This is a genomic window from Bacillota bacterium (assembly GCA_013177945.1).
GTDB lineage: Bacteria > Bacillota > DSM-12270 > Thermacetogeniales > Thermacetogeniaceae > Ch130.
Map to the genome: position 1 here is coordinate 146,623 of JABLXW010000013.1, position 23,203 is coordinate 169,825.

21 protein-coding genes are annotated in these 23,203 nt (G+C 55.5%); 20 read left to right on the top strand and 1 reads right to left on the bottom strand.

Annotated elements, in window-relative coordinates; all coding sequences use genetic code 11:
- Nucleotides 1-456 precede the first annotated feature (456 nt).
- From pyrR to HPY58_08995, 9 genes are all read left to right on the top strand, one after another.
- On the top strand, nt 457-999 hold the full coding sequence (gene pyrR, locus HPY58_08955) for a bifunctional pyr operon transcriptional regulator/uracil phosphoribosyltransferase PyrR (GenBank protein ID NPV29763.1): 543 nt from the start codon (nt 457-459) through the stop codon (nt 997-999).
- A gap of 138 nt (nt 1,000-1,137) precedes the next feature.
- Entirely contained in the window at nt 1,138-2,079 is a 942-nt protein-coding gene (locus tag HPY58_08960) for an aspartate carbamoyltransferase catalytic subunit (GenBank protein NPV29764.1), read from the top strand.
- Nucleotides 2,063-3,361, top strand: a complete 1,299-nt coding sequence (locus HPY58_08965; GenBank protein NPV29765.1) for a dihydroorotase — start codon at nt 2,063-2,065, stop codon at nt 3,359-3,361. The genes HPY58_08960 and HPY58_08965 overlap by 17 nt, the downstream gene beginning before the upstream one ends.
- Nucleotides 3,362-3,368: 7 nt before the next feature.
- Nucleotides 3,369-4,436: a glutamine-hydrolyzing carbamoyl-phosphate synthase small subunit gene (gene carA, locus HPY58_08970; protein NPV29766.1), complete on the top strand. Its 1,068-nt coding sequence runs from the start codon at nt 3,369-3,371 to the stop codon at nt 4,434-4,436.
- A gap of 43 nt (nt 4,437-4,479) precedes the next feature.
- Nucleotides 4,480-7,722 carry a carbamoyl-phosphate synthase large subunit gene (gene carB / locus HPY58_08975; protein ID NPV29767.1) on the top strand — a complete coding sequence of 1,081 codons (3,243 nt, stop codon included), beginning with the start codon at nt 4,480-4,482 and terminating at the stop codon, nt 7,720-7,722.
- A complete protein-coding gene (locus HPY58_08980; GenBank protein ID NPV29768.1) occupies nt 7,719-8,519 on the top strand; it encodes a dihydroorotate dehydrogenase electron transfer subunit in 801 nt (266 codons plus the stop codon). The genes carB and HPY58_08980 overlap by 4 nt, the downstream gene beginning before the upstream one ends.
- A complete protein-coding gene (locus HPY58_08985; GenBank protein ID NPV29769.1) occupies nt 8,516-9,469 on the top strand; it encodes a dihydroorotate dehydrogenase in 954 nt (317 codons plus the stop codon). Before HPY58_08980 ends, HPY58_08985 begins: the two co-directional genes overlap by 4 nt.
- Complete coding sequence (gene pyrF / locus HPY58_08990) at nt 9,435-10,172, top strand: orotidine-5'-phosphate decarboxylase (protein NPV29770.1); 738 nt, start codon at nt 9,435-9,437, stop codon at nt 10,170-10,172. Before HPY58_08985 ends, pyrF begins: the two co-directional genes overlap by 35 nt.
- The gene (locus HPY58_08995; GenBank protein NPV29771.1) at nt 10,151-10,747 is read left to right on the top strand and encodes an orotate phosphoribosyltransferase; all 597 of its coding nucleotides are present in this window, start codon (nt 10,151-10,153) and stop codon (nt 10,745-10,747) included. Before pyrF ends, HPY58_08995 begins: the two co-directional genes overlap by 22 nt.
- Here the strand turns inward: HPY58_08995 and HPY58_09000 are convergent.
- On the bottom strand, nt 10,744-12,531 hold the full coding sequence (locus tag HPY58_09000; protein ID NPV29772.1) for a fibronectin/fibrinogen-binding protein: 1,788 nt from the start codon (nt 12,529-12,531) through the stop codon (nt 10,744-10,746). The two genes, HPY58_08995 and HPY58_09000, sit on opposite strands and share 4 nt — an antisense overlap.
- Before the next feature lie 216 nt (nt 12,532-12,747).
- Between HPY58_09000 and HPY58_09005 the strand changes: the two genes are divergently transcribed.
- The 11 genes from HPY58_09005 to HPY58_09055 all read left to right on the top strand — a co-directional run bounded on the left by HPY58_09005 (nt 12,748) and on the right by HPY58_09055 (nt 23,160).
- Entirely contained in the window at nt 12,748-15,525 is a 2,778-nt protein-coding gene (locus HPY58_09005) for a cation-translocating P-type ATPase (GenBank protein NPV29773.1), read from the top strand.
- A 1-nt stretch (nt 15,526) separates the two neighbouring features.
- Nucleotides 15,527-16,387 carry a diaminopimelate epimerase gene (locus HPY58_09010; GenBank protein NPV29774.1) on the top strand — a complete coding sequence of 287 codons (861 nt, stop codon included), beginning with the start codon at nt 15,527-15,529 and terminating at the stop codon, nt 16,385-16,387.
- 21 nt (nt 16,388-16,408) lie between these two features.
- Nucleotides 16,409-17,578: an LL-diaminopimelate aminotransferase gene (locus HPY58_09015; protein ID NPV29775.1), complete on the top strand. Its 1,170-nt coding sequence runs from the start codon at nt 16,409-16,411 to the stop codon at nt 17,576-17,578.
- A 98-nt stretch (nt 17,579-17,676) separates the two neighbouring features.
- A complete protein-coding gene (locus HPY58_09020) occupies nt 17,677-18,555 on the top strand; it encodes a YicC family protein (GenBank protein NPV29776.1) in 879 nt (292 codons plus the stop codon).
- 33 nt (nt 18,556-18,588) lie between these two features.
- Nucleotides 18,589-18,858: a DUF370 domain-containing protein gene (locus HPY58_09025; protein NPV29777.1), complete on the top strand. Its 270-nt coding sequence runs from the start codon at nt 18,589-18,591 to the stop codon at nt 18,856-18,858.
- A 27-nt stretch (nt 18,859-18,885) separates the two neighbouring features.
- Complete coding sequence (gene gmk / locus HPY58_09030) at nt 18,886-19,494, top strand: guanylate kinase (GenBank protein NPV29778.1); 609 nt, start codon at nt 18,886-18,888, stop codon at nt 19,492-19,494.
- A complete protein-coding gene (rpoZ, locus tag HPY58_09035) occupies nt 19,475-19,684 on the top strand; it encodes a DNA-directed RNA polymerase subunit omega (protein ID NPV29779.1) in 210 nt (69 codons plus the stop codon). The genes gmk and rpoZ overlap by 20 nt, the downstream gene beginning before the upstream one ends.
- A 37-nt stretch (nt 19,685-19,721) precedes the next feature.
- Nucleotides 19,722-20,927: a bifunctional phosphopantothenoylcysteine decarboxylase/phosphopantothenate--cysteine ligase CoaBC gene (gene coaBC / locus HPY58_09040; GenBank protein ID NPV29780.1), complete on the top strand. Its 1,206-nt coding sequence runs from the start codon at nt 19,722-19,724 to the stop codon at nt 20,925-20,927.
- Between the two features lie 55 nt (nt 20,928-20,982).
- Nucleotides 20,983-22,191 carry a methionine adenosyltransferase gene (locus HPY58_09045; GenBank protein ID NPV29781.1) on the top strand — a complete coding sequence of 403 codons (1,209 nt, stop codon included), beginning with the start codon at nt 20,983-20,985 and terminating at the stop codon, nt 22,189-22,191.
- A gap of 229 nt (nt 22,192-22,420) precedes the next feature.
- Nucleotides 22,421-22,606 carry a hypothetical protein gene (locus HPY58_09050; GenBank protein ID NPV29782.1) on the top strand — a complete coding sequence of 62 codons (186 nt, stop codon included), beginning with the start codon at nt 22,421-22,423 and terminating at the stop codon, nt 22,604-22,606.
- Nucleotides 22,585-23,160, top strand: a complete 576-nt coding sequence (locus tag HPY58_09055) for a hypothetical protein (protein ID NPV29783.1) — start codon at nt 22,585-22,587, stop codon at nt 23,158-23,160. The genes HPY58_09050 and HPY58_09055 overlap by 22 nt, the downstream gene beginning before the upstream one ends.
- The last annotated feature ends 43 nt before the right edge of the window (nt 23,161-23,203 follow it).

Genomic DNA, 23,203 nt, shown 5'->3' on the forward strand with positions numbered 1-23,203 from the left:
TAATACAGTTAATACAGTACTATAATATACCGGCCCCGGCAGGCTGTCAAGTCTTTAATCAAGACTTTAACTTAATTGAATATCGTTACCTACTTTTCCGCATCCTGAAGGATTAAACAACACCAATTCCGGGGTCAAAACTGATAGGACAGATCTTTGCGATTTGTTGTAGGACTTTGTAGTGCTGTTTCTGTGTCATCGCATTTTTAGACCGGCGGTTTTAAGAGTCCTGAGCGCCCCGTGCAGAACGAAGATCGTTTTACCCCAGAAAGGTTGACATCGATTGAAAAGATGTTATACTGTTTAAGAGGTTCCTTTAAGGTCAGTCCCGTGAGACTGACAAGGACGAAATACCGGAAGCGCCTGAAGTCCGTCTAAAAGAAGCCTGCCCTGCAAGGAACCTTGTAGAGCAGGTTTTTTTGTGAGGTTTTCAGCAAGGAGGAGATTGTGGTGCCCCTGCAGGAGAAGGCCCAGATTATGGATGCCGAGGGCATCCGGCGGGCTTTGACGCGAATCGCCCATGAAATTCTGGAGAGAAACAAGGGGACGCATGACCTCGTCCTGATCGGTATCAGGTGCCGGGGGGTTCCCCTTGCCCAGCGGATTGCGGCAAAGATTAAAGAGATCGAGGGGACTGCAGTTCCTCTGGGGACTCTTGATATCACCCTGTACCGGGATGATTTGAGCAGGCTTGGGTACCATCCGGTGCTCCGCAAAACGGAAGTTCCGTTCAGCATTACCGACAAGAAAGTAGTTCTGGTGGATGATGTGTTGTATACAGGAAGAACGGTTCGTGCCGCATTAGATGCCTTGATGGATTTAGGCCGCCCCCAGTTGATTCAGCTGGCTGTATTGGTTGACAGGGGGCACCGCGAGCTCCCGATCAGAGCGGACTTTGTCGGAAAGAACGTACCGACTTCACGAAGAGAGGTAATTTCCGTTCACCTCCAGGAGGTGGATGGAGTTGATAAAGTGGTGATAGAGGAGCCGGTTGAGTGAAGCAAGAGGTTACACCCTTTCAAACTAGTCCTGTGAGGCTAGAAAAGGGGTCGCACAAAGGAGAAAAACCTCTTTGTCTGGCCTCGCAGGAGGAAGGCAAGGAGGTTTTTTTGTGGGGAAAAAGAGGGGGGAAGGGATTTGAAGCTCAAGCGAAAAGATATTCTGGGCCTTCGGGATCTGAGTGTAGAAGAAATAAATCTGATCCTTGATACCGCAGAGCCCATGAAAGAAATTCTGGCCCGGGAGATCAAAAAAGTTCCCACTTTGCGGGGGCGCTCGGTAGTTACCCTTTTCTACGAACCGAGCACCCGGACGCGGACTTCTTTTGAGCTGGCGGCCAAATACCTGAGTGCCGACACGGCAAGCATTTCGGTGGCGACGAGCAGTGTGCAAAAGGGCGAAAGCCTGAGGGATACCGCAAAAACCATCGAGGTGATGGGGGCGGACGCAATCATCATCAGGCATTCCGTATCTGGCGCTCCCCATTTTTTGGCCCGGATGGTCGACGCCCGCGTCATTAACGCCGGAGACGGCGCCCACGAGCATCCCACCCAGGCCCTGCTTGATATGTTCACGATCAGGGAAAAGAAGGGCCGTCTTGCGGGGCTCAAAGTCGCTATTCTCGGAGACATTACCCATAGCAGGGTGGCCCGCTCCAACATCTGGGGTCTCACCAAAATGGGGGCGGAGGTGCGGGTGGTGGGCCCTCCCACGCTGATGCCGCCTTTTATCCAGGATCTGGGGGTAAAGGTTTTTTACAGGTGCGAGGAGGGGCTGGAAGGTGCGGATGTGATCAATGTTTTGAGGATCCAGCTGGAGCGCCAGCAGAGAGGCCTGTTTCCCAGCATTCGCGAGTATACCAGACTTTTCGGCCTTGACGAGAGGAAACTCCGTTATGCGAAGCCCGATGTCCTTGTTCTCCACCCGGGCCCTGTCAACCGGGGAATCGAGATCAGCCCCGAGGTCCAGGATGGCCCCCATTCCGTGATTAACGAACAGGTTACAAACGGGGTTGCGGTAAGGATGGCGCTCCTTTATCTCCTGATGAGCGGGGGTGAGGCTAATGAGCTTGCTTCTTAAAGGAGGCTTTGTGGTCGATCCGGTAAAGGGCACGACGTCCCGGCTTGATGTGCTGGTGGAAGGAGGAAAAATTGCCGCCCTTGCCCCGCAAATTGACGCTTCTGCCGGAGAAGTTGTTTTGGTAGATGGGTGCTACGTTTGCCCTGGTTTCGTTGACATGCACTGCCACCTCCGCGAGCCAGGCGAAGAGTATAAAGAAACGATCCTGACGGGGGCGCGGGCGGCAGCAAGAGGCGGATTCACCGCCGTTGTCTGCATGGGAAACACGAGGCCGCCGGCCGACAGCCGGGCGGTGATCGAGTTCATCAAAAGGCAGGCCGGAGCGGCTCCTGTTCCCGTTTATCCCGTGGGCTGCGCCACCAAGGAGCGAAAAGGGGAGGAACTTGCGGAAATCGGGGATCTTGCAGAAGCCGGTGTAGTTGCCCTCTCTGATGATGGGAACCCGATCATGAACAGTGAAGTTCTGAGGCGAGTGCTTGAATACAGTCTTATGTTCGATCTCCCGGTGATCAGTCACTGCGAGGATCAGAATCTCAGCGCGAACGGTGTAATGCACGAAGGCTTCGTCTCCACGGTGCTTGGCCTGCGGGGGATTCCCCGCGCCGCAGAAGAGGTTCATGTGGCCCGCGACCTGATATTGGCTGAAATGACGGGGGCGCGCCTCCACGTCGCCCACGTGAGCAGCGCGGGTTCGGTAGAACTCATCAGGGATGCCAAAAGGCGCGGCGTCCGGGTGACCGCCGAGGCGACTCCCCACCACCTCTGCCTGACCGACGAGGCGGTCCAGACGTTTGACACCAACACCAAGGTAAATCCTCCCCTGCGCACGAGACGCGACATCGAGGCGCTGGTTGCGGGGCTGCAGGATGGAACGATTGACGTCATCGCCACCGATCACGCTCCCCATTCCCTCGAAGAAAAGGAGGTAGAGTTCAATTACGCGCCCTTTGGGATTTCGGGCCTCGAGACGGCGGTACCCCTGGTGTGGGAGCACCTGGTGGCGAGGGGGATTTTAAGCCCGGTTCAGCTTGTGCAGAAGATGGCCTTCAACCCCGCGCGGATTTTGGGGCTGCCGGAGCGGGTGATTGAAGCCGGAAAAGAGGCCAACCTTACGGTGATCGATCCCGGTTTAAAGCTTCTGGTTCGGGTTAAGGACTTTGTTTCGCTGGGCAAGAACTCCCCCTTCGACGGCTGGGAACTCCGGGGCTGGCCCGTGCTCACGGTCGTCGCCGGGGAAATTGTTATGCATCGAGAAGATTGCGGAAGGAGAGAAGGGAATTAAACTTGAAATGATTGCATACCTTGCTTTAGAAGACGGTACGGTTTTCCAGGGAAAGGCTTTTGGAAGCGAAGGAAAGGAATTCGGAGAAGTCGTTTTTAACACAGGAATGACCGGGTACCAGAAGATTTTGACAGATCCCTCCTACTGCGGTCAGATTGTAGTGCTCACTTACCCCCTGGTGGGAAATTACGGCATTAACCGGGATGACTTCGAATCGGAAAGGCCCTGGGTGCGGGGTTTCGTCATTAAAGAGCTGTGCACCTATCCGAGCAACTGGCGCTGCTGGATCAAACTTGAAGAATTTTGCAGGCGGTACGGAATTATCGGTCTGGTCGGAATAGACACCCGGGCCTTGACGAGACGCCTGCGCAATTACGGTACGATGCGGGGGATCATTGCAACCGGAGAGCAGGATCCCGCCCGGTTGGTGAAGGAGGCAGGAGAGGCTCCACCTCTCTCGGGACAGGACCTCGTTCGCACCGTTTCCACCCCCAGGGCAAGGGTTTGGGGCGAGGGCCCCATTAAAGTTGTTGTCGTGGATTTTGGGGTTAAATACAACATTTTGCGTTCCCTGGTGCAGCGCAACTGCACTGTTTATTTGGTCCCGGCCTGGACTCCGGCCGAGGAGATCTTGAGCTACCGGCCGCGCGGGGTTGTTCTCTCCAACGGACCCGGCGACCCGAAAGATGTCTGGTATGCCGTTGAGGCGACCCGGAAGCTGATCGGGAAGGTTCCTCTGATGGGCATCTGCCTGGGGCACCAGATTCTGGGCCTCGCCTTCGGAGGAGATACGTACAGGCTGAAGTTCGGCCACCGGGGCTCCAACCACCCCGTGAAAGATCTGGAAACGGGCCGGGTTTACATTACTTCGCAAAATCACGGTTTTGCCGTAGACGAGCGGAGCCTCCCTCACGGCGAAGTTGTTGTGAGCCACCGGAATTTAAACGACGGTACGGTGGAGGGTTTGAAGCACCGGAAGCTCCCGGTGTTCTCGGTCCAGTTCCACCCCGAGGGGGCCCCGGGACCCCTGGATTCTACTTATCTTTTCGATCGTTTCATGTCATTCCTTGAATAAAAAGCAGGTAAATTTTGCCTGGTTGGAAGAGGAGGAACCAGTCATGCCCCGTAATCCGGAACTGAAAAGGGTAATGGTAATCGGCTCGGGCCCCATTGTGATCGGCCAGGCTGCGGAGTTCGACTACGCAGGGACTCAGGCCTGCCGGGCCCTCAAAGAGGAAGGGATCGAGGTCGTCCTGGTCAACAGCAACCCTGCGACCATCATGACGGACCTGGAGATGGCGGACAGGATTTATATTGAGCCTCTGACCCCGGACTTTTTAACAAGAGTGATCGCAAGGGAACGGCCCCAGGGCCTCCTTCCCACCCTGGGAGGGCAGGTGGGGCTGAATTTGGCAGTGCAGCTGGCCGAGGCCGGGGTCCTGGATAAGTATCATGTATCTCTTCTGGGAACACCTTTAGAGGCAATTAAAAGGGCCGAGGACCGCGAGCTTTTCAAAGAGATGCTCCGGGCCATTGGGGAACCGGTGCCGGAGAGCAAAGTGGTGGGTACGGTTGAAGAGGCCGTTGCTTTCAGCCGCGAGATCGGCTTTCCGGTGGTGGTTCGGCCGGCTTACACGCTGGGCGGAACGGGAGGCGGCCTGGCCCGGAACGAGGCGGAACTCCGGGAGATTGCAAGCCGGGGCCTCGCTTTAAGCATGATCCGGCAGGTGCTGATCGAGCGCAGCGTGGCGGGCTGGAAGGAGATCGAGTACGAGGTAATGAGGGATGCTGCGGACAACTGCATTACCGTATGCAACATGGAAAATATCGATCCGATGGGCATCCATACAGGTGACAGCATCGTTGTGGCTCCTTCCCAGACGTTGAGCGACCACGAGTACCAGATGCTCCGGACTGCCTCTCTGAAAATCATCCGTGCCTTAGGAGTCGAGGGCGGCTGCAACATCCAGTTTGCCCTCGACCCCGAAAGCTTCCGCTACTATGTAATCGAGGTCAATCCCCGCGTGAGCCGGTCGAGCGCCCTGGCCTCCAAGGCCACCGGCTACCCGATTGCCCGCGTTGCGGCAAAGATCGCGTTGGGGCTTCACCTTGACGAAATAGAAAACTTTGTGACCAGAAAAACGAGGGCATGCTTCGAGCCGGCTCTTGATTACTGTGTCGTGAAATTTCCCCGCTGGCCCTTTGACAAGTTCGGGGAAGCGGACCGCACGCTGGGCACCCAGATGAAGGCAACGGGGGAAGTGATGGCCATCGACCGGACCTTTGAGGGGGCGCTTCTCAAGGCCGTCCGCTCTCTTGAGCTTTCGGTAGCGGGGTTGTCTTTCCCGGGCCTGTGTGAACTTGAGACCCCGGTGCTGCGCGCAAAGCTCTCTGCTCCTTCAGACGAACGGCTGTTTCTGATTGCGGAAGCCATCAGGAGAGGGTTCAAGATCGAAGAGCTGAACGCGCTTACCGGAATTGACAGGTTCTTTTTAGCCAAGATCAGAGAAATTACCAAACTCGAGATGGCCCTTAAGGAAATGAAAGACGCGCGGCAGTTCGACCGGAAGGTAATCGCCAGGGCGAAGCGAATGGGTTTCAGCGACGCGATGATCGGCGAGCTGATGGGCATCGACCCTGCGGCGGTGAAGGGTTTCCGGGTGCAGCACGGAATCAACCCCGTCTATAAAATGGTGGACACCTGCGCCGGGGAATTCGAGGCTGTTACTCCCTATTTTTATTCGACCTACGATCTTGAGAATGAGGCCATTCCCACTTCCAGGCGCAAGGTTCTCGTAATCGGGTCGGGTCCCATCCGCATCGGGCAGGGAATCGAGTTCGACTACTGCTCGGTGCACTCGGTTTGGGCCCTCAAGGAGGAGGGAGTTGAGGCTTTAATCATCAACAACAACCCGGAAACCGTAAGCACCGACTCCGACACCGCAGACAGGCTCTACTTTGAACCCCTCACCCTGGAGGATGTGCTTCACGTAATAGAACGGGAAAGGCCCGAGGGGGTAATCGTCCAGTTTGGGGGCCAGACTGCCATTAACCTTGCCTGGCCCCTGGCGGAGGCAGGTGTTCCGATCTTGGGAACACCGGTGGAGAAGATTGACGAAGCCGAGAACCGCGAGAAGTTCGAGAGGCTGCTGGCGCGGCTCGGGATCCCGAAACCCCCCGGCCGGGGGGCCTCTTCGCTGGAAGCATCCCTCGCGATCGCGCGGGAGATCGGTTTTCCTGTGCTGGTCCGCCCCTCCTATGTTTTGGGAGGGAGGGCAATGGAAATCGTTTATGATGAAGAAGATCTGAAGACCTTTGTGGCCTCGGCCGCCGCTGTTTCCCCGCACCATCCGATCCTCGTGGATAAATATTTGCAGGGAAAAGAAATCGAGGTTGATGCCGTTTGCGACGGGGAAGATGTTCTAATCCCCGGCATTATGGAACACATTGAGAGGGCCGGGGTCCACTCGGGCGACAGCATTGCGGTCTACCCGGCGCGCCTTCCGGAGCATGTGGAGGCAAAAATTGTAGAAAACACGGTGAAGCTGGCCCGGGCGCTGGAGATCAGGGGCCTCCTCAACATCCAGTTTGTCTATTACCAGGATGAGGTTTATGTGCTTGAGGTCAATCCCCGTGCAAGCCGCACGGTTCCTTATTTAAGCAAGATCACCGGGATTCCAATGGTGCGGTTGGGGACAAAAGTCATGCTGGGGAAAAAGCTCCGGGATCTGGGATACGAAGGAGGACTCCTCCACCCCGGTGCGCTGGTGGCTGTGAAAGTTCCTGTTTTCTCTTTCGGAAAGCTGCACCAGGTCGACACCTACCTGGGGCCCGAAATGAAGTCTACCGGGGAGGTAATGGGGGTGGACACCTCCGTGCCCTGTGCCCTCTACAAGGGTTTGCTGGCGGCGGGTTGCTCTATCCCCCGCGCCGGGACGGTGCTTGTCACCATTGCCGACCGCGATAAAGAAGAAGCCCTTCCGATCGTGGAGGGTCTGGCCTCGCTGGGGCTTAAATTCTATGCCACCCGGGGAACGGCGCGCTTTTTAAGGAAGCACGGCATCGAAGTTCAGGAAGTGCGCAAAATTGAAGAGGGCTCTCCCCACGTGGTTGACCTGATCAGGGAGGGAAAGGTGAATTTTGTGATCAATACCCTCAGCGGGGGGGAGGGGCCGGCTCGGGACGGGTTCCAGATCAGGCGGGCCGCCGTAGAACACGGCATCCCCTGTCTCACCTCACTGGATACCGCAAGAGCCCTCCTGGGGGTGATCCACTTTTTGCAGAGCGGCGGAAAAAGCGCCATTATCGCTCTGGATGAGTATACTGCGCCTGGTTTTGCGAAAGCACTCGGGAAAGGATGAGGAAAATCGTGGGAAAACAGCCGGGAGAATATCAATGTGCGGTTCTTGAACAGGTCAGTGTCGCCCCGGGGTGCCTTCTTCTGTTCCTGGCCGCGCCCCAGATTGCCCGGTCCGCGGCGCCCGGGCAGTTTGTCTTGATCGGCTGCGGGACGCGGTATGACCCTTTTTTGAGGCGCCCTTTAAGCATCCACCAGGTAAAGAGGGAGCAGGGAGAGGTCGGCTTTCTTTATCGGGTCAGGGGAATCGGGACCCAATGGCTTGCCGAAAGACGCAAAGGCGATGTGGTTTCCCTGCTGGGGCCTTTAGGGCGCGGGTTTACCTATCCAGGGAGAGGAAAGAAGGGACTGCTGGTAGGGGCAGGGGTTGGAGTTGCTCCCCTCCTCTTTCTGGCCGGGGAGCTGGCCGCCCTGGACTGGAAACTTGCGATTCTGATCGGGGCGCGGACGAGGACGGAGATCTTTCGTTCCGGGGCCTTTATGGAGTACGGGACCGTCAAAACCGTTGCCGAGGATGGCAGCACAGAAAGGAGGGGCACAGTTCTCGAACTTTTGTACGATGAACTGAGGGAAGGTGTTTGGGATGGGATTTACGCCTGTGGCCCCCGCCCCGTACTTAAAGGGGTTCAGAGAATCAGCAAGGAAACCGGAATTCCGGCGCAAATCGCCCTTGAGGAGCGAATGGCCTGCGGAGTGGGTGCCTGCCTGGGCTGCGTTTGCCAGGGAGCAGGGGAGGCCCCGCGCTATCTGCGGGTTTGCCGGGAAGGGCCGGTATTCGATGCCTGGGAGGTGATTCTGTGATTGACCTCTCCGTGGAAATCGCCGGGATAAAAATGAAAAATCCCGTGATGGTGGCCTCCGGTACTTTTGGTTTCGGCGCGGAGTACGCCGCCTTTTTCGATTTAAGTAAATTAGGCGCCCTTGTAACCAAAGGGCTAACCCTGGAGCCCTGCCCCGGGAATCCTCCTCCCCGCGTCTGCGAAACCCCGGCGGGCATGCTCAATGCGGTCGGGCTGCAGAACCCCGGGGTGGAAGTTTTTCTCAGTGAAATCCTGCCGGCGATGAAAGCTTTCGGAGTCCCCATCATCGCCAACATCGCCGGTTTCACCGTTGAGGAATACGCGGCGCTGGCCTCCCGCCTCACGGTTCCGGGGATCGCAGGGATTGAGGTGAACATTTCCTGCCCCAACGTGAAAACGGGAGGGATGGCCCTGGGAACCGCGCCCGAACTTGCTGCCGAGGTTGTGGAGGCGGTTGTAAAAGCAACCCCCCTGCCGGTGATCGTGAAGCTCACCCCTAATGTCACCGACATCGTGGCCCTTGCGAGGGCGGTTGCAGAAGCCGGGGCGCACGCTCTTTCCCTGATCAACACCCTGCTGGGAATGGCCATCGATGTCAATACCAGGCGGCCCGTTCTGGCCAACATCATGGGCGGCCTGTCCGGCCCTGCCATTCGTCCTGTGGCGGTGCGGGCGGTCTGGCAGGTGGCCCGGGCGGTGGATCTGCCTATCATCGGGATGGGAGGGATCTGTACGGGCAGCGATGCCCTCGAGTTTATCCTGGCAGGAGCTTCCGCAGTTGCGGTGGGTTCGGCGCACTTCCGGGACCCCCTGGCTGCAGTAAAAATTCTTGCCGAACTGGAGCAGTACTGCATCAAGAACAAAGTTAAAAACTGGCAGGAGCTCATCGGTGCTGCCTGGAAGGAGGGACCTTTTTATGGATGCTCGAGAACGGTTGATTGTCGCCCTTGACGTTGAAACAAGAGAGCAGGCAGAGACTCTTGTGGGGGAACTGCGGGACTGCGTGGGGTTTTTCAAGGTTGGACTGGAGCTTTTCTGCCGCTACGGCCCCCCGGTGGTCTCCATGATCCGGGAGCAGGGGGCGCGCCTTTTTCTCGATTTGAAGTTCCACGACATCCCCCGGACCGCAGCGCAGGCCGCCCGGGCAGCGGTGAGGATGGGAGCTGCGATGCTTACCGTCCACGTCGCCGGGGGGAGGGAAATGCTGCGGTCTGTTGTGGAGGCCGTCCGGGCGGAGGCAGGGGCCGGCGAGGCTCCCAGGGTCCTGGGGGTTACCGTCCTGACAAGTCTCGGGACCGAACAGCTGAAAGACGACCTGGGCCTTTTCCGTTCACCCCTGGAACAGGTGCTCTTCTGGGCGGAGCTGGCAAAGAGCTGCGGCCTTTCCGGGGTTGTTGCTTCTGCCCGGGAAGCCGCGGCAATTCGAAACCGGTGCGGCCCCGATTTCTTAATCGTCACACCGGGCATCCGTCCGGCCGGTTCGGGAGGAGATGATCAAAAACGGGTCAGCTCGCCCGGAGAGGCCCTGCGGGCCGGGGCCGACTACCTGGTGGTGGGGAGGCCGATCTTGCAGGCTCCGGAGCCGCGCCGGGCTGCTCTGGCCTTGATCAGGGAAATGGAGGAGGGTTTGGCATGCCGGAACAGGAATTGTTAGAAGTTTTTCGGCAGCACGGGGCCCTGCTGGAGGGTCACTTCCTGCTGAGTTCGGGGCTTCACAGCGACCGCTACATCCAGTGCGCCCGGGTGCTCCAGTACCCCGAAGTGGCCGCGGACCTGGGGAGAAGGCTTGCAAGTTGCTTCCGGGGCCTTCCCGTGGACCTCGTGGTGGGCCCGGCTTTAGGGGGGGTCCTGGTGGCGCATGAAGTGGCGCGGGCCTTGAAGGTCAGGGCGCTCTTCACCGAGCGCGAGCAGGGAGTGATGACTTTGCGCCGGGGTTTTGCGGTGGCACCCGGTGAAAACGTCCTTGTGGTTGAGGATGTTGTTACCACCGGGGGCTCAACCCGCGAGGTGGTTGCGGTAATGCGGCAAGCGGGCGCAAGAGTTGTTGGAATCGGCGCTCTGGTGGACCGCCGCACCGGGAGCCTGGACTTCGATGTCCCCTTTCATGCCCTGTTGACGTTGCAGATTGCAACCTACTCCCCGGAGTCATGCCCCCTTTGCCGGGAAGGAAAACCGCTGTTGAAGCCGGGGAGCAGGGAACAGATACAGGTAGAGGAGCGCCGCCCCTAACCTTCCGGGTTGGAAAGACGCGGCGCTTTTTCGGGCTCCTCCGGATTAACGAAGATGGTTTCGTAATTTTCGTAAATGACAAAACCCGGACGCGCCCCGGTCGGTTTTGAGACATTTTTGCGGTTCGTGTAGTCCACAGGCACCTTGGAGGAGTGGCGGGCCTCGCTGAAATAGGCGGCAAGGCGCGCCGCCTGTTCCAGAGTTTCCGGCGGAATAGTCCTTCCCGGCTGCGCCTTCACAACCACATGGGCTCCTGCCGTGTCTTTTGCATGAAGCCAGAGGTCCTCATCTTTAGCCAGGCGCATGGTGAGGTAGTCGTTCTGCCTGTTGTTTTTGCCAACCAGGATCTCGAATCCATCAGGTGAGGTAAACCGAAGGATCTGGGGCCGCAGTTTTGAAGTCTGCCCTTTTCCTTTCACCTGCTTCTTGTTTTTAGCCTTAAGATACCCCTCCTCCTCCAGCTCTGTTCTAATTTCATCCAGTTCCTGGAGGGTTTCGGCCTGGTCGAGGGCGTTGCGGATGCTGGCCAGGTACTTTTGTTCTTCCTCCGCCTGCGCGATCTGTTTCTTTGCGAAGTTGAGGGTGTTCCGCGCCTTTGCATACTTGCGGAACAACTGCTGGGCATTCTGGCTTGGCGTCAGAGACGGGTTCAGTTCGATTTCAACGGGAGGGGCGTCCGGGTCGTAAAGATTGGGAAGAACTACCTGCTCCTGGCCGCGGGGTATCTGGTGGAGGTGGGCAAGGAGCATTTCTCCCTGCAGGCGGTACTTTTCCGCCTTTTCTGCTTCTGCCAGTGCCTGCCGGGAAAGACTGATTTTCTTGAGGCAGCGCTCCTCTTCTCTCTTGACCGTGCTTTTGAGTGTACTCAGGAGCTGCTGAAAGCGGCCGAGTTCCTGGCGGGCGGCGTAGTACTGGTCAAGGGCCTGATTCATCGATTGCTGGGCCACCGCACGGAGGCCCTGATACTGGACTAAGGGAACAGGAGCGCAACAGATCGGGCGGTTTCCCTCGTAAATCAGGGTTGGCCTGGATTCCCCGCGAAGCAGGGGAGGAACCAGCTTCTGGAACGCCAGCCAAAGCGCCCTGAGTTCGTGTTCACCGCAGTACTCCAGGCGGAGGTCGCAGTCAAGGCCGGCGCGCACCGTAATTTCGCGCCCCAGGACGGGCCCGATCCCTGCAATATGGTGCGTGAGAAGTTCGGCAAGCGTTTCCCCCCAGGGGCCTTTGAGCAAAGTCTCGCGAAATTTATCTTCATCAAGGTCGAGCGGGTGGATCTTTTCCTGGGCGGGAGGGGGAAGATAGGGACGGCCTGGCAGGACCTCCCGATAACGGCTTAAAGCGTGGGAGTAGCGTTTGATCCCGTCTATGATTGTTTCTGTTTTCGGCTCGAGAAGAATGATGTTGCTGTGCTTTCCCATGATTTCGACGACCAGGGTGCGCTCCTGCGAGACGCCGCTTTCCTCCAGCCGGGTAAAGGTAAACCTGAGGATGCGGTCGAGAGCAATTTGCTCGATCCGCAGCAGGCGGCTCCCCTCAAGGTGCTTCCTGAGCACGAGGCAAAAGAGGGGGGGAGACGGGGGATTTTTCTTTTCTTTCTCCGTCAGGTGGACCCGCGCCCCCTCTGCCTGGGCGGAGAGGAGAAGGCGGTAACCCTGCCCCGGCCGGCGGATGTTCAGGATGATCTCGTGCTGTTCGGGCTGGAAGACCCTTTCGACCTTTCCCTGAATCAGAAGCTCCTGAAGTTCCCGTACGATTAAGGAGAGCGTAACTCCATCCGGTGACATGAAAATCCTCTTTTCTCGGCCCGCTCTTTTGGTAATTCCCTTTGCAGTATAAGCCCCTTGGTTCCTGCCCGTCAAGCATTTGCCTTTGGTTCTCCTTGCATTTTCCCTCTTTTGCGAGATTTTGCCCGGACGGGACGGTCTGGTTTAAAGCTCCGGTATTTTCTAAATTCCCCCTGAATATGAATTTGTAGAAAAAGATACCGGAGGGAGCAATTGATGGAAAAGGGTCCCGCCTGGCATGCTTTGGAGATTCAAACTGTTGTCGACACCCTGGTTACCGATCTCGAGAGAGGGCTTTCTCTTAAAGAAGCTGCGCGCCGATTCAGGTTTTTTGGCCCCAACAAGCTCGCCGAACAAAAGCAGGTTTCCCCCTGGCTCATTTTTTTCTCCCAGTTTAAAAATTTTATGGTGGTGGTGCTTTGCGGAGCCGCCGTCATTTCCCTTTTTTTAGGGGAAACGGCTGATGCCTTTACCATTGTGGCGATAATTTTTCTTAACGCCTGCCTGGGTTTTATCCAGGAGTTTCGGGCGGAACGCACCCTCGCGGCTCTAAAGCAGCTTTCATCTCCTGAAGCGACGGTAGTTCGAGACGGTTTGGAGGTGCGCATTCCTGCAACGGAACTGGTGCCCGGAGATTTAGTGAAACTGGAGGCGGGGGACCGCGTCCCCGCAGACCTCCGCCTGATCCAGGCAATCGGTATGGAGGTCGAGGAGTCAATTCTGACCGGTGAATCGGAACCGGTTTCCAAAGATGCAGGAGTAGTTCTCCCTGTTCATGCAAATTTTGGCGACCGGCTCAACATGGTTTTCCAGGGCTGCTTGATTACAAAAGGACGCGGTCAGGGTCTTGTCGTGGGCACCGGAATGAACACGGAAATGGGAAAGATCTGCGGGATGCTCAAGGAGGTCGAACAGGGTCCCACCCCCCTCCAGCGCCGCCTGGAAAGGCTGGGAAAAGTGCTGGTTGTGGTTTGTCTTGCCCTTTGCGCCTTGATTACGGTTTCAGGTATCATGCGGGGAGAACCGGTTTACGAGATGTTTTTGTCCGGGGTAAGCCTTGCTGTTGCGGCGATCCCCGAGGGCTTGCCTGCAATTGTGACCATCGCCCTTGCGACCGGAGTGCAGCGGTTGAGCAGGCGGGCTGCAATTATGCGCCAGTTGCACGCTGTTGAGACGCTTGGGTGCACCACGGTTATCTGCTGCGATAAAACAGGCACCCTCACGCAAAACGAAATGACCCTTCAGGAAGTTGTTTTCCCTGATTGTAAATTCTATCTCTCCGGAGCCGGTTACCGGCCGGTAGGCGATTTTTTTGATCAAGAGATGCAGAGGGTTGAGGTTCAGGATCATCCCCAACTGCTTCTTTTTCTGGAGATGGCAGCTCTTTGTAATAACGCCCAACTGTGCCGGGGTGAAGTCACCCGGCCCGGCTTTTTAAGATGGAGGCGCTGGGAAGTTAAAGGAGATCCCACCGAGGGCGCCCTGCTTGTTGCGGCAGCAAAAGGAGGAGTATGGAGGGAAACCCTGGAACGAAGGTACGGGGCGCGGCTCGATGAGATTCCTTTTACGCCAGAACGGAAGATGATGAGTGTGATCTACCGGAACCGGAAGGGCAATCGAAGTGTCTTAGTAAAGGGTGCGCCTGAAGTGATTTTGGCCCGTTGCCGGACCGCTCTGAGCGGAGGCCGGGAAATTCTTTTAACCTCTTCCTTAAAGGAAAAGATCCTGGAGCAGGGGCAGAACATGGCCGGCCGGGCGCTCCGGGTCCTGGCCTTTGCTTATCGAGAAGTAGATTACCATACTGGGGGAAGCCGGGCTGAGGAGAAGGAAAAACTGGAGCAGAATTTAACTTTCGTCGGTTTAGCGGGAATAAAGGATCCCCACCGCCCTGCCGCCAGGCGTGCTGTAGAGATCTGCAGAAAAGCGGGAATCAAGGTTGTGATGATTACCGGCGATCACCCCCTTACCGCCCTTGCTGTTGGAAAGGAGCTTGGGCTGGCCGGGGGGGATCAGAAAACCGTCCTCACGGGCCGGGAAGTAGAAGAGATGAGCGAGGAAGAATTAGTAAAAAATTTAAACCGGGTTCAGATTTTTGCCAGGGTTTCTCCTCTCCATAAGCTCCGCATCGTTCAGGCCTACAAGAGGGCCGGGGAGATTGTCGCCATGACGGGAGACGGGGTCAACGATGCCCCTGCTTTAAAAGAAGCGGATGTTGGAATCGCCATGGGGCGGAGCGGGACGGATGCAACCAGGGAGGCGGCGGCGGTGATCCTTGTAAATGACGAACTGAATACGATTGTAAGGGCGATCGAAGAGGGAAGGGGGATTTACGAGAATATCAGAAAATTCATCCGCTATCTTCTTGCCTGCAATATTGGGGAGGTTTTGACCATGTTTTTCGCAACACTGGCCGGATTACCTCTTCCCCTCTTGCCGATTCAAATTTTATGGGTTAATCTAGTAACAGATGGCCTTCCGGCAATTGCGCTGGGGTTGGATGCCTCAGACTCGAATCTCATGGAAAGACCGCCCCGCCCTCCGGGTGAAGATATTTTCGCACGGGGCCTGGCCAGAAAAATTCTGGCCTGGGGATTTTTGATTGCGTTAAGCTCGATCCTGATTTTTGCAGGCGTCCTTTACTACAGCGGTGACCTGGCACGGGCGCGAACCGCTGCCTTTAGTTGCCTTGTACTGGCCCAGCTGTTCCATGTCTTCGATTGCCGCTCCGAGCAGCGGTCCCTTTTTGAGGTAAGGATTTTTAATCTTTATCTTTTAGGGGCAGTTGGTTGCTCCCTGATGATGCAGCTGGCTGTGATTTATTTTTCTGCCTGTCAAAGGATTTTTCACACCGTTCCTCTCACGGCTGGCGAGTGGGCGCTGATCATTCTGGCTGCAGGAGGGACAACCATCGGAAACGGAATCATCCGTTGGGTCTACGGCATGTTTCGGCACCGCCTGGTCGCCTTTAATTTAAGCCTTGCGAGGGGGAAATAAAGTGAACTTTTCGAAATGGCAGGGCCTGGGGAACGATTTTATCCTCGTGGAATCTGCGGAGCTTGGCTTTCTTTCTGAAGAAAAACTGCCGGCTTTTGGCCGCCGGATTTGCGACCGGAATTTTGGAGTAGGGGGAGACGGTCTGGTTCTTTTATCGCCGGGAACCCGGGGGGTTCTGGCCATGCGGATTTTTAATCCCGATGGTTCAGAAGCCGAAATGTGCGGAAACGCGCTGCGCTGTGTGGCGAAGTATGCATACGAACGGGGTCTTGTTCAGGAGCGGGCCTTTAAAATCGAAACGAAGGCGGGAGTAAAAGTTCCCGAAATAATCCTGGAGGATCAATGTGTTACTGCGGTGCGGGTGGACATGGGTGAACCTGTTCTGGAGCGGGGTTTGATCCCGGTGCTGGGCCCCGCGGGGACAAGGGTGATTGAAGAAGAAATCAGGGTTGACGGGGAATCTTTGAAGTATACTGCTGTTTCCATGGGCAACCCCCATTGTTTGATCTTTGTACCCGATGTCTCCCAGGTTCCGGTTCGGAATTTGGGCCCTCGTCTGGAGCACCATGAGCTTTTTCCCAGGCGGATAAATGTAGAATTTATCCAGGTCCTGAGCCCGGAGGAGATTGTTGTGCGCGTCTGGGAGCGGGGGGCAGGCGAGACCCTGGCATGCGGGACGGGGGCCTGCGCCTCGGTTGTGGGCGGAGTTCTCACCGGAAGGACGGGTTCCCGTGTTCGGGTAAATTTGCCGGGAGGGCAGCTTTTCGTAGAATGGGCCGAAAATAATCATGTCTATATGACGGGCCCCGCCTCCGAAGTTTTTCAAGGCACTTTGAGCAAATTTTTTCTGGATCAACTTTAAGGGGAGAGGAGAGCTGACTGGATGAAAGAAGCAGAACGTCTGGCCTCTTTGCCGCCTTACCTTTTTGCCCGAATTGAGCAAAAAATTGAGGATGCCAGAAAGCGGGGGGTTGATGTTATTGATCTGGGGATCGGAGACCCTGATCGCCCCACACCCTCCCACATCGTTCGGGCTTTGATTGAGCAGGCTCAGGTGCCCGAAAACCACCGCTACCCAACCTCAACCGGGTTGCTGGCATTTCGGACTGCTGTAGCCGGCTGGTATCGGAGGAGGTTCGGAGTTGATCTCGATCCGCAAAATGAAGTCGTTAGTTTGATCGGGTCAAAGGAAGGAATTGCCCATATTTCGTTTTGTTACCTGGAATCCGGCGACCTGGCCCTCATCCCCGACCCCGGCTATCCTGTTTACGGGATCGGTGCTGCTCTGGCGGGGGCGGAAAACTACCTGATGCCCCTCCGTGCAGATCGCGGTTTTCTTCCTGATTTGAGCAGCATCCCTGCTGAGGTAGCACGGAGAGCAAAGTTGATGTTTCTCAATTATCCCAATAATCCGACAGGTGCCACCGCAACGAAAGAATTTTTTGAAGATGTGGTTGCCTTTGCGCGCGATTTCGACATCCTGGTGTGCCACGATGCAGCTTACTCGGAGATTACTTTCGATGGTTATGTGGCGCCAAGTTTTCTTGAAGTACCGGGAGCAAAGGATGTCGGGATCGAGTTCCACTCTCTTTCCAAAACCTACAATATGACGGGGTGGCGTTTGGGCTGGGCAGCCGGCAAACCGGAAGTGGTCAGGGCCCTGGGGAAATTGAAATCCAACCTTGATTCTGGCGTCTTTCAGGCGATTCAATACGCAGGGATCAGCGCCCTGGAGGGACCCCAGGATTGTGTTCAGGAGATGCGGAGGGTTTATGAAGAAAGACGGAATGCTGCAGTTGCCGGACTCCGCAGTTTGGGCTGGGAAGTTCCCTTGCCCCAGGCAACGATTTACATCTGGGTGCCGGTTCCACCCGGCTACACTTCAACCGACTTTGCAGAACTGGTTCTGGAGAAAACGGGTGTTGTGATTACGCCAGGAATCGGCTACGGGAGGTACGGCGAGGGCTATTTCCGCATTGCTTTAACTACCGAAAAGGGCCGGATTGAGGAAGCCTTCAACCGTATGCGGCGCGCTTTTGGGAGCTTTTTTTAAGTTTGCATAACAGTTTTGAAATAACCAGGAAGGAGAGTGGAAAGCCTGGTTTAAGCGAAAGGGTCTTAAAATTGAATTGCGCGAACCAGGTGTTTGCTGTGCTGAAGAGTATGACGGGTTTTGGTCGGGGTGAGTGGGAAGAGGAGGGCCTGCGGGCGACCGTGGAAATTCGGAGCGTAAACCACCGGTTTTGCGAAGTCGTGATCCGGGTTGCCCGGCCCTACCTTTTCCTGGAGGAACGGATTAAGGAGGAGGTTCAAAAAAGGGTGGCCCGCGGCCACCTGGATATTTATGTCAACATTGTGGATTACCGCGAAAAAAAGCGTAAAGTCAAGCTTGACAAAGAATTGGTTGTTGCATATTATAATTGCTTGAGGGAATTAGCTGAAATGCTGAAAATTGATTTTCAGTTGAATCTTCATCAGCTTGCCCAGTATCCTGATGTCATCCTTGTGGAGGAACAGGAGGAAGATCTGGAGGGCTTCTGGCCTGTTGTGAAAAAGGCCCTGGACGGGGCTCTGGATCAGTTGATTTTAATGCGGACGCGGGAAGGAGCGCGGCTGTACGAGGATTTTATCCAGCGGAAAATCCAGATTGCGAAGTCTCTCGAATTGATCAAGCAGCGTGCACCTTTCCTGAGCGAGGAGATGAAGTCTCGCCTTAAAAACCGCCTGGCAGCTTTTCTAGGGGAATTTGAGGTTGATGAGGGCCGGCTTTTAAACGAGGTAGTTCTCTATGCAGAAAGAAGCAGTATTGCGGAGGAAGTGGTGCGTTTATCCTCCCACCTTGAGCAGCTGGCGGAGATGCTGAATTCCCCAGGGCCCGTGGGAAGAAAACTGGACTTTTTACTGCAGGAGATGAATCGGGAGATCAATACGATTGGAGCAAAGGCAGCAGATCAGATTATTTCGCCCCTGGTTATTGAAATCAAGAGTGAACTGGAGAAGATGCGGGAACAGGCTCAAAACGTCGAGTAGTTTCTGGTGTGGTCCATGCGAGGGAGGTAAATTATGGACATTAAGCTGATTAACATTGGTTTCGGAAACATCGTCTCCGCGAACCGGATTATTGCCATTGTAAGTCCGGAATCGGCACCGATCAAGCGCATTATTCAAGAAGCACGGGACCGGGGGATGCTGATTGATGCTACGTACGGGAGAAGAACCAGAGCCGTTATTATTACCGACAGTGATCACGTCATTCTTTCTGCCGTTCAGCCCGAAACCGTGGCTCATCGTCTTTCCGTCAAGGAAGTGCCTGCCCAGCAGCCTGAAGAATAAATTCCGCAGCAGGGAGCCCCAAGAAAATTGAGCGCGAAGCCCCTTCTCATTATCATCTCAGGACCCTCGGGTTCAGGAAAAGGCACTTTATGCAACAGACTGCGCCAGGCACTTCCCGATTTAATGTATTCGGTTTCAGTGACAACACGCCCCTCCCGTCCGGGTGAAATCCACGGGGTGGATTATTTTTTTATTACAGAGGCCGATTTCCTCAAGCAGCTGCAGGCCGGAGAGTTTCTCGAGTGGGCAGAAGTATACGGGAATTATTACGGCACCCCTCGGCGGCCGGTTGAAACCTGGCTTCGTGAGGGAAAAGATGTTTTGCTGGAACTGGATATTCAAGGGGCTCAGCAGGTGAGGAAAATTTTCCCTCAGGCATTGCTTATTTTTATCACCCCTCCCTCGTTAGAAGAACTTGGAGTGCGAATCACGAAAAGGGGAACAGATACTGAAGAAACGATCCGGAAACGGTTGAAGTTTGCCCCGGCAGAGATTCAGGCTGCAAAAGATTACAACTACGTCGTAGTCAATGATCGAGAAGAACGTGCCCTGGCCGAATTACTGAGTATTATTGAGAAGGAAAAAGAGCGCTTGAACGCAGAAAGGGGAGACCGTCATGGAACAGCCGAGCCTTGATATTTTGATGACAAAGATGAGCAGTAAGTACGAACTGGTGGTGGTAGCAGCAAAAAGGGCGCGCATTCTTAATGAAATCAGCCGTCCCGGCGGAGAGCCGCGTGCTCTGAAGCCGGTTACCGTTGCTCTTGAGGAAATTGCTACAGGTAAGTTAAAGGTGGAGCGCCCCAAGGGCAAGGCGACCAAGTAGGCGCGGTACGGATAAGGAAAACAGGAGATGATTACAGTTGAAATCGAAGACCATTGTTTTAGGAGTGACCGGCAGCATTGCGGCATATAAAGCAGCAGAACTGGCAAGTACCCTGGTGAAGCGGGGCTACTCGGTTCATGTCATTATGACCCGCGCCGCGACAAAATTCATCACTCCTCTCACGTTCCAGACTCTTTCCCAGAACCCCGTTTACCATGAGATGTTTGAACCTCCAAGGGATTGGGAGATCTCACACATCAGCCTTGCGCAGCGCGCCGATCTTGTGCTGGTAGCCCCAGCTACCGCTAATTTTATTTGTAAACTTGCCGCGGGGCTGGCCGATGATCTTCTATCCGCAACAATACTCGCGACCAGAGCACCTGTCCTGATTGCTCCGGCAATGAACGAAGGAATGTACGAAAATCCTGTTTTCCAGCATCATATGAAGTTTTTGCAAAGCTTTGGGTACTCTTTTGTCGAGCCGGATACGGGAAGGCTGGCCTGTGGGGTCAGGGGAAAAGGGAGGCTTGCGGAGATTCAAAAGATTGTCGAAGCTGTAGAGAGAATTCTCAACCCCAAAAGGGACCTTTCTGGAAAGCGCATCCTTGTGACTGCCGGCCCCACACGGGAACCCCTCGACCCGGTGCGTTTTTTATCCAACTACAGTTCGGGTAAAATGGGTTATGCAATTGCTGAGGCGGCGCGGGAAAGGGGCGCCGAAGTAATTCTCGTGAGCGGTCCCACAGATCTGGAACCTCCCAGGGGTGTGGAACTGGTTCCTGTAGAAACCGCACAGGAGATGTTCGACGCCGTGGTCGCGCGTTTTCCCGGGGTCGATGTCGTGATCAAAGCAGCAGCAGTTTCTGATTTCCGCCCCCGGGCAAAGGCTCAGACGAAGATTAAAAAACAGGAAGCCCTGGTTCTTGAACTGGAACAAACGCCGGATATTCTGGCTTATTTGGGAAAGCATAAAAGAGGTGACCAGATTCTGGTTGGTTTTGCTGCCGAGACGGAAAGGATTTTACACAATGCTGAAGAAAAGTTAAAAGAGAAAAATCTTGATCTGCTGGTGGCTAATGACCTTACCAGGGAAGGAGCAGGGTTTGGAGCGGACACCAACATCGCGATTCTTCTGTACCCCGGCGGGGCGGCGGTTGATCTTCCTAAAATGACAAAAAAGGAACTCGCGGGAGTAATTCTGGATGCAGTGGCCAAATTGCTTGAGCCTTCCCCGACAGGTTAAAGCCGGTTTGGATTGCCACGATTCCAACATTTACGAAAGAGGGTGAAAACGAAGGATGGCGCGGCGTTTCTTTACTTCGGAGTCTGTTACCGAGGGGCATCCGGACAAAATTGCAGACCAAATCTCTGATGCAATTCTGGATGCCATTGTCGAGAAGGACCCTGTGGCTCGGGTTGCGTGTGAAACGATGGTGGCAACCGGCCTTGTTTTTGTTGCCGGCCAGATTACGACGGAGTGCTACGTAGACATCCCGCGGATAGCCCGGGAGACGATCAGGGAAATCGGGTATACCAGGGCTAAGTACGGTTTTGATTGCGATACATGTGCGGTTATTACGGCGATTGAAGAACAATCCCCCGATATTGCGTTGGGTGTGGACCAGGCCCTTGAAGTAAAGTTGGGGGAAATTGCAGATGCTCAGGAATTGGGTGCCGGGGATCAGGGGATGGTGTTCGGATACGCCACAGATGAGTGCCCTAATTTGATGCCGCTCCCGATCGATCTTGCGCACAGACTGGCACGCCGCCTTGCCGAGGTTCGCAAGAAGCGGATCATCCCGTATCTCCGGCCCGATGGGAAAACTCAGGTTACGGTAGAATACGAAGGCGACCGGCCGATCCGGGTGGACGCGGTGGTTGTTTCCGCCCAGCACCGCCCCGATGTCCCCCTGAAAACAATCAGGGATGATATTATTGAGCAGGTTATTAAATACACCATTCCTCCCGAGTATATTGATAAAAATACCCGGTTTTATGTCAACCCTACCGGGCGTTTTGTGATCGGCGGCCCTCAGGGAGACACCGGTTTGACGGGCCGGAAGATCATAGTAGATACCTACGGGGGAATGGCGAGACACGGCGGGGGCTGTTTTTCTGGAAAGGATCCTACCAAGGTGGACCGGTCGGGCTCTTACGCGGCAAGGCACATCGCGAAGAACATCGTTGCCGCCGGCCTGGCGCGGCGCTGTGAAATTCAGATTGCATATGCGATCGGGGTGGCCAGCCCCGTCTCGGTTCAGGTAGATACCTTTGGTACGGGGGTAATTCCTGATGAGGCAATTTGCCAGCTTGTTAAGGACAATTTTAATTTGAGGCCAGCTGCGATCATTCGGGAGCTGGATTTACGGCGCCCCATTTATAAGCAAACCTCTGCTTACGGTCACTTCGGGCGTTCCGATCTGGACCTGCCCTGGGAGAGGGTCGACCGTGCGGAGCACCTCCGAAAAGAGGCAGAAAAACTCACCTGTTCGGTTCGGCGCCAGTAGTCGGTGCGCCGGGTTTTCGGGGCGCCGCGGGATTAAAAACACCTTTAAGAAGCAGAAAAGCCCGGTTTTCCGCCGGGTTTTTCCGCGTCTAGATAGCAAAAAAGCTGGGCCTGACTGTCGCGACGCTTTATAACCACATGGGCAAAAGCCTTCGACCGACGGCAGCAGGATAATTGCAGTCCTTTTTCAGGTAGACATTTTCTGGTATACTGAGCAAGGAGGGATAAAATTGAAGAAACGTGAGAACGGCTGTTATCCCGTCGGCGCCTACCGTTCGGTCACACGGGATGAAAGATACTGGAAACAACTTGCAGAAATGACTCCGGAAGAAAAGGTGCTCTGGCTGGAAAAAACCAAAAATATGGTATGCGCCCTGCGGGAGGCGGTTAAGAAATGCAGGAAGAGCATCCTTTAATTCAGGTGGCCCGGGTTTTAGAGAACGCCAATCTTCCCTACTGCCTCATTGGCGGTTACGCCGTGGCCGTTTACGGAGAGCCTCGCGCCACTTATGACGTAGATTTTCTTGTTGGCTGTTCCAGGGAAGACTTCAAAAAGTTCCTCGAGAGGTGTAAAGGACTTGGATGGTCTGCTGAATTGCGGGGGGCAGACCCCGGAGATCCAGTGGGGGACGTCCTGAGGGTATACCGCCCCTTTGCGGCTGATTTCCTTAGGGCACGTCCTGGTTTGGAAGAAAGCTGTATTGAGTGCGCGGAGCAGGTTGTGTTGTTTGATCAGAAAGTGTATATTGTAAGGCCTGAATACCTTATCCTGCTCCTCCTCCGGGCGGGAGACCCACGTAGTTTCTACGACGCGCTGGGCATTCTTCGTGTTCAGGAGCTGTCAAGAAAAAGGCTTGACAAAGAGGAGCTTCGGTGCCTGGCGCGAGATTACGGGCTGGAACGAAACGTGGAGCTTCTCTTGCGGGGAGAATTTCGCTGGAATCTCCGCCGTCCTCCCGGGCTGTTTTAGGAGACTGTTGCAAATAACCTTATTTTCATCTCGCCCCGTTGGG